This window comes from Dyadobacter flavalbus (assembly GCF_006149045.1).
Classification (GTDB): Bacteria; Bacteroidota; Bacteroidia; order Cytophagales; family Spirosomataceae; genus Dyadobacter; species Dyadobacter flavalbus.
On record NZ_VBSN01000049.1, the window covers coordinates 711,019 to 722,494 of the forward strand.

The window sequence follows — 11,476 nt, forward strand, 5'->3', positions numbered from 1 at the left end:
CAATACCCGTTTATGAACAAAATTAAAGTTGGCGTTGTCGGTACAGGCTTCATCGGACCCGCACACATTGAAGCGCTGAGACGTCTTCCGCAAGTAGAAGTTGCCGCACTCTGTGAAGTCACTGCCGAACTCGCCAAAGAAAAGGCCGATGCACTTGGAATTGCAAGATCCTACACATTTGAAGAGCTTCTGAAACAGGACGACATTCAGGCAATCCATATTTGTACGCCCAATTTTCTTCATTATTCCCAATCCAAAGCGGCATTGCTGGCCGGCAAGCACGTCATCTGCGAAAAACCGCTTGCCAAGGACTTATCCGAAGCGGAGGAACTGGTAGAACTTGCTGCCAAAACCGGTCTCGTAAACGCCGTTCACTTTAACCTTCGTTACTATCCGCTGGCACGCCAGATGAAATCCATGCGCGAGAAAGGCGAACTGGGTGAAATCTATTCGTTCATCGGTTCTTATCTGCAGGACTGGCTTTTCTACGAAACCGATTACAACTGGCGTCTTGAGCCGGACAAATCCGGTGATTCACGTGCCATTGCAGACATCGGCTCGCACTTGATGGATATTCTGGAATACATTACAGGTTTGAAAACAGTAGCCGTTATGGCGGATTTCAATACCGTTCATAAAACGCGTAAAAAGCCGCTGAAAGCCGTAGAAACCTATTCAGGAAAAATGCTGCAGCCGGAAGATTATGCAGATGTTCCCATTACAACTGAAGACCATGCCAACGTACTGCTTCGTTTCGACAACGGCAATAAAGGCGTAATTACCGTTTCGCAGGTTTCTGCCGGACGTAAAAACCGTATGTCGCTGGAAATTTCCGGATCTAAAAAAACATTCAACTGGTGCTCCGAATCTCCGAACGAAATGTGGATCGGAAACCGTGACAAAGCCAATGAAATCCTGATGCGTGATCCTTCGCTTGTTAATGAAGACGTGCGTTCCACCATTACTTTCCCTGGCGGCCACAACGAAGGCTTTCCGGATACTTCCAAGCAGATGTTTAAAGAAGTATATGCAGCTATTGCACAAGGCAAGCAGCCTGAAAACCCAACTTTCCCGACTTTTGCCGATGGCTACCGCGAGTTGCTGATCTGCGAAAAAATCTTGGAAAGCAACAAGGCACAGGCCTGGGTAACCATTTAATTCTGAGTAAAGCAGTGAGTGAATAATGAAATGCCAAAGCAAAAGTTATTCACTCATCCGATTTATTCTTTCATCATTAACATTGACAAATCATGAAAACGATAAAAGGACCGGGTATCTTTCTTGCGCAGTTTCTGGGCGATGAAGAACCTTTCAACTCTCTTGATTCCATTGCGGGCTATATGGCCGGCCTGGGCTACAAAGGCGTGCAATTACCCATCTGGGACCCAAGAATTATTGATGTAAAACTTGCTGCTGAATCACAAACGTACGCGGATGAACTCAAAGGTAAACTGAAAGACAAAGGGCTGGAAATAACCGAACTTGCCTCGCATATCATCGGTCAGCTGGTGGCCTCCCACCCTGTTTATGATGAAATGTACGACGGTTTTGCTATTCCGGAAGTTCGCAACAACCCGAAAGCAAGAGCCGAATGGGCAACGCAGCAGCTGAAATATGCAGCCGTTGCAAGCCGCAACCTCGGGCTTACCGCAAGCGCAACCTTTTCAGGCGCACTCGCATGGCCTTTTCTTTATCCGTGGCCGCAGCGTCCTGCCGGTCTGGTGGAGACTGCTTTCAAGGAACTGGCCGCAAGGTGGAGGCCGATTCTGGACGTTTACGACGAAAACGGTGTGGACGTTGCTTACGAACTTCATCCGGGCGAAGACCTGTTCGACGGTTCTACTTTCGAGATGTTTGTGGATTACCTCGACGGACATACGCGCGCCAATATCAATTACGATCCGAGCCATTTTGTGCTGCAGCAACTGGATTATCTGCAGTTCATTGATCTGTATCACGACCGTATAAAAGCATTCCACGTAAAAGATGCCGAGTTCAATCCTTCCGGAAAGCAGGGCGTTTACAGCGGCTTTGCAGGCTGGGCCGATCGCGCAGGCCGTTTCCGTTCGTTAGGCGACGGACAGGTGGATTTCGGAAGTATATTCTCCAAATTATCACAGTACGATTACGGCAGCTGGGCAGTTCTGGAATGGGAATGCTGCATCAAGTCGCCGTCGCAGGGCGCTGCAGAAGGTGCTCCGTTCATTGAAAACCATATTATTGAAGTTACAACCAAAGCTTTTGATGATTTTGCCGGAACAGGTGCAGATGAGGCATTCAACCGCAAGGTGCTTGGTCTGTAACTATAAATTGCTATTTACAAGTATATTGAAAACCTATCTTCCTTCTGAAGTATAGGTTTTTTTTGTAGATTCAAGTATTATCGTTAATCAACAATTATATCAGGAATGCGTAATTTTCTTTATCAAACTTCATTGAAATGTTTGCAGGCTGCAAGTATGGTTATAGTCACCTGCTTCTGTCTGGAAACTTTCGCACAGACCATAACCCCGGAAAAACGTGTTCTGGTTTTCTCAAAAACAGCCGGTTTCCGGCATTCTTCCATTCCGGCAGGCAGAACTGCGATTGTGAACCTTGGACGTGAAAAAGGCTTTGCCGTAGATACTACCGAAAATGCAGCTGTTTTTACAGACAAGAATCTTCAGAAATACAGCGCAGTCATTTTCCTGAATACAACCGGAAATATCCTGAACGACAAGCAGCAGGATTCTTTTGAACGCTATATTCAGGCGGGCGGCGGTTATGTCGGGATTCATGCGGCCACCGATAACGAATATGACTGGCCGTGGTACAACAAGCTTTCGGGTGCTTATTTTGCCAGCCATCCCGGAAATCCGAATGTACAGGAAGGCGAGGCCTATGTTGTCAATGACAATCATCCGTCCATGACTGATTTCCCTAAAAAATGGAAGATCAAGGATGAATTTTACGACTTCAAAAGCTTTAACCCGAAAGTAACGGTTCTGGTTAAAATCGATGAAAAAACGTATAAAGATGGAAAAATGGGCGACGATCATCCGATGTCGTGGTATCATGAGTTTGATGGCGGAAAAGCATTTTATACCAATTTCGGACATGAAGACGCAACGTACGTGAATCCGGTTTTTGTAAAACACCTCACAGGCGGACTTAATTACGTAATGGCTTCCAAGCTGGATTATTCCAAAGCCCGTCCGGAAGAAAACCGTTTTACCAAAAAAGTACTCGTTTCCAAGCTGGACGAGCCTACCGAACTTGTCGTGCTGGACGATCAGCGCGTTCTGTTTGCTGAACGCAAGGGAAAGCTTAAACTGTACAATCCGAAAACCGGAAAAGTAAAACTTGCTGCCGAAGTGCCGGTTTATACCAAACAGGAATATGGCTTGATGGGACTGAATATTGATCCGAATTTCAAAACCAACAAGCTTGTTTACCTTTACTACTCGCCGCCGTCTTCCGAAGCCGACACTGCACAGCATTTGTCTCGATTCAAATACGACGATGTAAAAGATACGCTTTTGCTTTCCACCGAAGAAGTACTGCTGACCGTCCCGGTTAAAAGAACGGATTGCTGCCATACCGGCGGTTCTATCGCGTGGGACAATAAAGGAAACCTGTACTTATCGACCGGTGATGATGTAAATCCGTTTCAGTCCAATGGCTACGGCCCGATTGACGAACGTCCGGGCCGCGAAGGATGGGACGGACAGCATTCTTCTTCCAATACCAATTCATTAAGGGGTAAAGTACTGCGCATCAAGCCGCGTTATGGCGACCGCCGCGCCAACATGCCGGGCGGAACCAATTTGTACGATATTCCGGAAGGAAACCTTTTCCCGGCCGGAAACCCGAAAGCTCGTCCGGAAATATATGTAATGGGTACGCGTAACCCTTACCGGATTTCTGTGGATCAGCATAATGGTTATTTGTACTGGGGCGATGTGGGCCCGGATGCCTCCAATGACGATCCGAAACGCGGCCCGAGAGGTTATGACGAAGTAAATCAGGCGCGTAAAGCCGGGTATTTCGGTTATCCGCTGTTCATTGCCGACAACAAACCTTATGTTGATTTCAACTTTGCCGACAGTACTTCCGGAAAGCCTTTTGATCCGGCTGCTCCCGTAAACGACTCGCCGCACAATACAGGTCTTCAGCAATTGCCTCCTGCCCAGCCTGCATTTATATGGTACCCGTATGCGGACTCGCCGGAATTTGGTGCGATTGTAGGAAAAGGCGGCCGCAATGCCATGGCCGGGCCGGTTTATTATGCAGCGGATTACCAGAACGGCAAAGGCAAGTTTCCGGATTATTACAATGGAAAATTCTTTGCTTACGACTGGATCCGCGATTACATCAATGTGGTGACCATGAACGAGCAGGGCGATCTTGTCAACATGGAACGTTTTATGCCGAATGCAAAATTCAGCCATCCGATTGATATGCAGTTTGCCAATGACGGTTCATTATATACCCTTGAATACGGTCCGAACTGGTTTGCACAAAATGATGAGGCCAGCTTGTCACACATCACTTTCAATGCCGGAAACCGTGCGCCGGTTGCGATTGCTTCTGCTACAAACACGGTTGGAGCCGTTCCTTTGAAAGTCAGTTTCTTATCAAAAGGATCAAAGGATTACGACGGGGACGCTATCAAATATGAATGGACATTCGGAAAAGGACTGCCGAAAAGCACTGCTGCAAACCCGACCTTTACATATGCAAAGCCGGGCGAATACGTGGCAACGCTGAAAGTAACGGACAGCGCAGGAAATTCCAATACTTCCGAAGTAACGATTAAAGCAGGAAATGCGGTTCCGAAAGTGGATGTGGCGATCAAAGGCAACAAGACTTTTTACTGGAACGGAAAGCCTGTCAATTACGAAGTTTCGGTAAGCGACAAGGAAGACGGCAGCCTTGCCAACAAAAAAATCCTGGAAGAAGACGTGATGCTGACCATTGATTATCTGGAAGGTTATGACAAAACACAGCTTGCGCAAGGACATCAGGCCAATACTGGTTTTGAAACCGGCAGAAGACTGATCGAGCTCAGCGACTGCAAAGCCTGTCATTCCATTACCAAAAAATCCATTGGGCCGGCTTACATTGAAGTTGCAAAACGTTACGAGAAAGAACGTAATTCCGTGAAGACACTTGCCGAAAAAGTGATCAAAGGCGGAGGCGGAAACTGGGGCGAACAGGCCATGGCCGCGCACCCGCAGCACAAGCCGGAAGAAGCCGAAGAAATGGTGAAATACATTCTTTCCCTTGCCAAGGAAAAAACAGTTGACAAAAAGCCATTGAAAAGCAGCTATGTTACCGAAGCCAAGCAAAAAGAAGGTTCATACATTTTCTCAGCCAGCTACACGGATAAAGGAAGCAATGCCATGGGACCGTTAACCGGTTTCAAAACCGTTGCTTTACGTCCTGCCACGCTCATGGCGAATGCTGCGGATACGACCAGAAATACGGCCGCTTTCAAAGGAGAAAAAGGCACGGATGTGATCGTTGCGCTGAAAAACGACAGCTTCATCGGATTTGAAGATATTGACCTGAACGAAGTTTCCGGCCTGACTTTATCCGTGAGCCATAATGCCGCACGGACTGCCGGCGGAATAGTTGAAATTCACATGGATGCTGTAAACGGGCCTAAACTAGGGGAAGCCAAGGTTGAAAATACAGGAAATGTGGATATTCCGGTAAAAGCCACGGCTGACGGACGGCTACATAAATTGTTCTTTGTATTCAAAAATCCTTCCGCAGGCAATAAAGCACTGTTTGCTGTTGACTGGATCAAGTTTAACAATGCGGTGATGTAAAAGGACAGGCAACAGACTGTGTTACAAAGTAGAACTTTTCAGTAATTGTCACATGGAGCGTAGTCGAAATGGTGTGTTCAGTGCTCAACAACTTCGACTACGCTCGGTTTGACAATGAAATTGACATAAAAAAACAGCTTCCTAGAAAGGAAGCTGTTTTTTTATGTCCTCATTTGGCAAAACCTTCAATGCCAAGCCCGAACAAGGCAAAATCGTATTTGACGGGATCATCCGGATTCAGTAACCTTAGTGAAGCAGTAAGTTCCGTTGCGGTTTGCCAGTCAGTCACCGGCCTTTTGATCAATCCCAGAAGCCTTGCCACGCGGTCCACGTGCACATCGCAAGGACAAACAAGCTGAGCCGGCCGGATTGTATCCCAGATTCCGAAATCGACGCCTTTATCGTCTTTTCTGACCATCCAGCGCAGAAACATATTCAGTCGCTTGCACGACGATTTTCTGACAGGCGTGGCAATATGCTTGCGGGTTCGGGGCGGAAAATTTTCCGAATCGCTGAACAGATCGTGAAAACCGATCAGCCCGTTCTCAATCGTCTGATCTTCCGGTTTCATATGGCTGCTGAAAGCGTATTCCAGTGAATCGTGTTGATTGTAATAGTTTTTGAAAAAATGCAGAAAGTAAAGCGTATCCGTTGCATTGAACGTCCGGTGCTTGAAATTCAGAAATGGCCTCAAATCGCTCTCTTCATGATTTAGGACAAAATCATACGGTGCATGATCCATGAATGCGGAAAGTTCCAGACATTTACTGATAATGGTTTTACGTTGCCCCCAAGCCAGTACCGCAGCCCAGAAACCCATAATTTCAATATCCTGTTTCCGTGAAAACAAATGCGGAATACTGATCGGATCGGAAGAAATGAATTCAGGACGATTGTACTGATCGGCTTTTTCTTCCAGTAAATCAATTAAATAAGGTGAAATAGTAAATGCTTGTGTTTAGTGTTTGGCATGGCTTCCTCCGAAAATGTAAGCCAGGACTCTGGAAATGCCGGAAAAGAACATAACGATTCCGGAAAACAAAAACGTAAATATGGCAATGAATGGATACAGCATGGTGAACATAACGCTCCACATTTTATACCCGGCCGTATTTTTAAGCGCGGCTCTTTCTTCTTCTCTTTTGGAACGGAATTCTGGTGAATGTTTCATATTTGCAGGTTATTCAAAAATTATTCCAGATAGCTTACAACGGCTCTGAACCTCTTGCTGTTTGGAGAAACTTTCTCGAAAGCTCTGGAAGACAACTTGATAACAATATCGTCGTTGATGCTCGTATCCGGAATGCGGCCTATAATTCTGACAATGATTTTTTCCTGATTGTATTCATTCAGCACTTCCACCAAAGCGCCGATCGGAGCCGTGCGGTGCAGTCCCAGAAATTTGCTTGTACTTTCATCCGTCTCGATCACCTCGGCCAGTCCGGATTCCGATTTCCTTTTTCCACGGACAACTTTGGGCGCCGGCACTTCTTCAACCGGTTTTACTACTTTTTCAGGAACAACTGCTTTGGCTTTTGCAGAATCTTTTACAACTGTTGTGGTTGTAACTTTCGGCTCCGGAGGAGCCACCGAAGCAGTGACTTTTTCAGCACCTTTCTCGCTAACGATCAGTTCCTGTCCTTCCCGGATATTATCATCCGAAAGATTGTTCCATTTTCTCAGGTCCGCCATCAGAACGCCGTATTTTACAGCAACGCGGTACAAAGTCTGGCCCGGCTCCACTTTATGGATTCCGTTCGGAGCAACGGAGACAGCCGATCCGGCACTCGGAGCCGATGCAGCCGGCGCAACAGCAGCCGGTTTCGAACTTTTAACTTCCTCCTTTTTTTCCTCCTTCCTGTCTTCCTTTTTCTCTTCTCTCCTTTCCTCCTTCTTGGAATCCTTTTTACCAGCCTTTGCCATGTAAGGCACTCTGATCGTTTGTCCGGACTGGATCTGATCGCTCATTCCCGGGTTGGCTTCCCGGAGCGCCTGAATCGTAGTGCCGTACTGCCGGACTACGGCAAACATGGTCTGACCCTGATTTACTTTATGCAAAACAAAAACCTTACCTCCTACTTTTTCAACTCCCACGGAGTCTACTGCATTCATTCCATTGGCACGTATACAAACCATGCCCGTCAACAAACCTGCCAGAAAAGTCAGGCAAAAAATGTATTTCATTTATTATGAAAAAGTTAAACTCGAGAACTCGTTATTATTTTTAAGATAAACCAGCGTTGAAGCTTTCAGCATCATGGTGGAACGGCCTATTCCTTTACGTTCTTCCGACAATTGTTCGTGTAAAACAATCTGCCTGTTGTCTGTCACAATCAGAAGATATTGAATTGCTTTATCCTGCTCGTAAATATAATAAGAAAACATTATATAGGGCCTTTTCTCAAGATAATCAATATTCACAGCATCATGTCCGCCTGTAACTTTTTTAATAAACGAACTGAGCTGGTCAAAGTATGGATTTCCCTGTTTGTAACGAACGGGCTCTTTCAAAATTATTTCACCGGACTGCTCTTTGTATTCACCGGAAAGCGGCAATAATTCCCCGGTTTCCGCATTGCATGCCATATGCCTGAACTGCTCGCCCGCTTTGGTTGCAACCTCTATCCTGTCTGCCGCAAGCTTTTTTACCATCAGATAATTGGGCAGTACCCACAGCATACGCCCGTTTGCTGCATCAACGGCAAGCAGGTCGGTCGGTTCGGGAAGTTCCGGAAAGCGGTAATTATGCAAAAAAAGCTGTTTACCCGAAAAAGCCGTCAGCGAAGTCCACCAATCTGTACCTTCCGGCTGCTCATGCCATAACAATCGCTGTACAGCGACATCGGCCACTGCAAATGAGACTTTCTTTCCTTCTGCTTCCCGTAATTCGACAGCCCACAAATTGCTGTCTGCATTTGGATCGGGAAGAATTCTCCAGATATTTTGCGAAAACGGATGTGAAAAGATTTTATGCAATTTTTTAGCTTTATTTGATTCAAATTTAACAAACGGACCATACTAATAACAAAATCGTGCGAATATTAGGAATAATCCCTGCCCGCTATGCTTCAACGCGTTTTCCTGCCAAAGCGCTGGCCGATATCGGAGGAAAAAGTATGATCCGGCGGGTGTATGAACAAGCCGTAAAAGCAACGCAGCTGGATCAGGTTATTGTGGCAACGGATGATGAAAGAATCCTGAATCATGTAAAAAGCTTTGGCGGACAGGCCGTTATGACTTCCGAAAATCATCAAAGCGGAACGGACAGATGTTTTGAAGCACTTTCCAAAACAGGAGATTATGAATATGTGATCAATATACAGGGCGATGAACCCTTTATCAGTCCGGAACCGATCGACAGTCTGGCTGCCGTACTCGACGGTGTTACGGAGCTGGCAACTCTGGTGAAAATTATAGACAATGAAGATATTTTGTTCAATGTAAATGTTCCAAAGGCTGTTTTGAACAAACGAAATGAAGTCATGTATTTCAGCCGCCAGACTATTCCTTATCTACGGAATGCAGCGCAGCCTGAATGGCTGGATTCACACGTTTTCTATAAACACATCGGAATATATGCCTACCGCTCGGATGTTCTTGCCGAAATCACAAAGCTGCCGGTTTCCGGTCTGGAAAAAGCAGAGGCACTGGAACAGCTCCGCTGGCTTGAAAACGGCTATGCAATCAAGGCAGTAATTACTTCCGACGACTCGCACGGCGTGGATACGCCCGACGATCTGGAACGGGTTACAAGAAAGTTCCTGTCGTAAACCGATGACTTGGAATGCTATTTTTACGATTCAGGATAACGCTTGACAAGGGTGCGTATAGGATTAAAAAACGTTAAAACGTATATTTTTATACGACTGCTTTTGATTGTCGCGTTACCCTTGTAGAGATTTCCACTAATAAAACGAAAACAACGCTTATGCAATACAACATTCTTTGGGCCGATGACGAAATAGATCTTCTAAAACCGCACATTATGTTTTTGACCAACAAAGGATATGGCGTGACACCCGTCAACAGCGGTGCCGATGCTTTGGACCGGATCGAAAACGACCGATTTGACATTGTTTTTCTGGATGAAATGATGCCCGGCATGACCGGACTTGAAACGCTGGCCCAGATCAAACAGCAGCAGCCCAATTTACCTGTTGTAATGATAACGAAAAGTGAAGAGGAACACATTATGGAAGATGCGATTGGTTCCAAGATTGATGATTACCTTATCAAACCTCTGAATCCCAATCAGATATTGCTTTCTGTCAAAAAAATTCTTGAAAATAAAAGGCTTGTCACGGAAAAAACAACGCTTACCTATCAACAGCAATTCCGGAACCTTGCCATGCAATATCAGGATCGGATCGGTCATGAAGAATGGGCAGATATATATAAAAAACTGATTTACTGGGAACTGGAACTGGAAAGCTCCGAAGATCAGGGAATGGCGGAAGTTTTCAGCATGCAGAAAAGTGAAGCCAATGCTAACTTCTGTAAATTCATCGAGGAAGAATACGAAGACTGGCTGAACGATCCGAAGTCGGACAAGCCGATCCTTTCGCATCAGCTTATGAAACAGAAGGTTTTCCCGCACCTGAAAGGATCGGACGAACCGCTGTTTTTCCTTTTAATTGACAACTTCCGATATGATCAGTGGAAAATGATCCAGCCAATTCTGCAGGATTACTTTAATATTGAAGAAGAATCGTCTTATTATTCCATTCTGCCGACTACAACAGGTTATGCAAGAAATGCAATTTTCTCCGGACTGATGCCGAGCGAAATGGAACGCAAGCATCCGCAATGGTGGGTAAGTGACGAAAATACGCCGGAAGGTGAAGAAGGGTTGAACAACCATGAATACGAATTTCTCCAGAAACAACTGGAAATGAATCATTTCAATATCAAGTCTTCTTACAATAAAATATTAAATACCAATCAGGGCAAATCGCTGATTGATAACTTCAACAACCTTCTCAACAATCAGCTGAATGTTGTTGTTTACAACTTTGTAGATATGCTTTCGCACGCACGCACCGATGTTCAGATGATTAAAGAACTGGCGCCGGACGAAGCTGCTTACCGTTCCATTACAAGATCGTGGTTTCAGCATTCGCCGTTACTCGACTTCATTAGAAAAGTTGCCGAAAAGAAATGCCGACTGATCCTGACAACGGACCACGGCATGATCCGCGTGCAGAAGCCTGTTAAAATCATCGGTTATCGTGAAACCAATACAAACCTGCGTTACAAGCATGGGAAAAACCTTGGATTTGACGATAATCATTTGATGGTGTGCCGCAAGCCTGAGCGCATTTTCCTGCCGAAACCGCATGTTTCGACTTCATATGTATTTACAAAAGAGGATTATTTCTTTGCGTACCCAAACAATTACAATCAGTACGTTAACCTTTACCGCGACACGTTCCAGCACGGCGGCGTTTCACTCGAGGAAATGATCATTCCGATTATTGATATGAAAGCGAAATAACTTCTAAATTCACTCATATAAAAGAAGAAGCACGGAATGTGCACTGCCCCCAAAAAGTTAGACACTTCTTGGGGGCATTTTTTATGGGTAAAAACAGAAAATTCAGTGTAGAGTTCAGACTAACGATTGTAAATGCTTATCTGAACGGAGATAGTATTAAAGGATT

The 11,476-nt window shown here is 45.5% G+C and carries 9 protein-coding genes; 5 read left to right on the plus strand and 4 right to left on the minus strand.

The genetic code is table 11. The features are described 5' to 3' along the window. The first annotated feature begins 12 nt into the window (after positions 1-12). From FEM33_RS18695 to FEM33_RS18705, 3 genes are all read left to right on the plus strand, one after another. The gene (locus FEM33_RS18695) at positions 13-1,158 is read left to right on the plus strand and encodes a Gfo/Idh/MocA family protein (protein ID WP_139013484.1); all 1,146 of its coding nucleotides are present in this window, start codon (positions 13-15) and stop codon (positions 1,156-1,158) included. Between the two features lie 92 nt (positions 1,159-1,250). Next, positions 1,251-2,303, plus strand: a complete 1,053-nt coding sequence (locus tag FEM33_RS18700) for a sugar phosphate isomerase/epimerase family protein (RefSeq protein WP_139013485.1) — start codon at positions 1,251-1,253, stop codon at positions 2,301-2,303. 156 nt (positions 2,304-2,459) lie between these two features. After that, positions 2,460-5,816 (plus strand): ThuA domain-containing protein, encoded by a 3,357-nt coding sequence (locus FEM33_RS18705; protein WP_229214312.1) that lies wholly within the window; start codon positions 2,460-2,462, stop codon positions 5,814-5,816. 169 nt (positions 5,817-5,985) lie between these two features. Here the strand turns inward: FEM33_RS18705 and FEM33_RS18710 are convergent, their stop codons facing one another. From FEM33_RS18710 to FEM33_RS18725, 4 genes are read right to left on the minus strand one after another with little or no spacing between them, the layout of a single operon-like run. Beyond that, positions 5,986-6,759, minus strand: coding sequence for a TIGR02757 family protein (locus FEM33_RS18710; RefSeq protein ID WP_139013487.1), 774 nt, complete (start codon positions 6,757-6,759; stop codon positions 5,986-5,988). Positions 6,760-6,774: 15 nt separating this feature from the next. Next, positions 6,775-6,987 (minus strand): hypothetical protein, encoded by a 213-nt coding sequence (locus FEM33_RS18715; RefSeq protein WP_139013488.1) that lies wholly within the window; start codon positions 6,985-6,987, stop codon positions 6,775-6,777. 20 nt (positions 6,988-7,007) lie between these two features. Further along, a complete protein-coding gene (locus FEM33_RS18720; protein WP_139013489.1) occupies positions 7,008-8,000 on the minus strand; it encodes a LysM peptidoglycan-binding domain-containing protein in 993 nt (330 codons plus the stop codon). A 3-nt stretch (positions 8,001-8,003) separates the two neighbouring features. Further along, positions 8,004-8,792, minus strand: a complete 789-nt coding sequence (locus FEM33_RS18725) for a DUF4905 domain-containing protein (protein ID WP_139013490.1) — start codon at positions 8,790-8,792, stop codon at positions 8,004-8,006. A 56-nt stretch (positions 8,793-8,848) separates the two neighbouring features. Here FEM33_RS18725 and kdsB point away from each other — a divergent pair, with 56 nt between their 5' ends. After that, positions 8,849-9,586 (plus strand): 3-deoxy-manno-octulosonate cytidylyltransferase, encoded by a 738-nt coding sequence (gene kdsB, locus FEM33_RS18730; RefSeq protein WP_139013491.1) that lies wholly within the window; start codon positions 8,849-8,851, stop codon positions 9,584-9,586. Between the two features lie 158 nt (positions 9,587-9,744). Beyond that, on the plus strand, positions 9,745-11,310 hold the full coding sequence (gene porX, locus FEM33_RS18735) for a T9SS response regulator signal transducer PorX (protein ID WP_139013492.1): 1,566 nt from the start codon (positions 9,745-9,747) through the stop codon (positions 11,308-11,310). Positions 11,311-11,476: the final 166 nt, after the last annotated feature.

Excerpts from the sequence above, each read along its gene's own strand:
- FEM33_RS18695 (WP_139013484.1), top strand. The coding sequence starts at position 13 with ATGAACAAAATTAAAGTTGGCGTTGTCGGTACAGGCTTCATCGGACCC.
- FEM33_RS18700 (WP_139013485.1), top strand. The coding sequence starts at position 1,251 with ATGAAAACGATAAAAGGACCGGGTATCTTTCTTGCGCAGTTTCTGGGC.
- FEM33_RS18705 (WP_229214312.1), top strand. The coding sequence starts at position 2,460 with ATGGTTATAGTCACCTGCTTCTGTCTGGAAACTTTCGCACAGACCATA.
- FEM33_RS18715 (WP_139013488.1), bottom strand. The coding sequence starts at position 6,987 with ATGAAACATTCACCAGAATTCCGTTCCAAAAGAGAAGAAGAAAGAGCC.
- FEM33_RS18720 (WP_139013489.1), bottom strand. The coding sequence starts at position 8,000 with ATGAAATACATTTTTTGCCTGACTTTTCTGGCAGGTTTGTTGACGGGC.
- porX (WP_139013492.1), top strand. The coding sequence starts at position 9,745 with ATGCAATACAACATTCTTTGGGCCGATGACGAAATAGATCTTCTAAAA.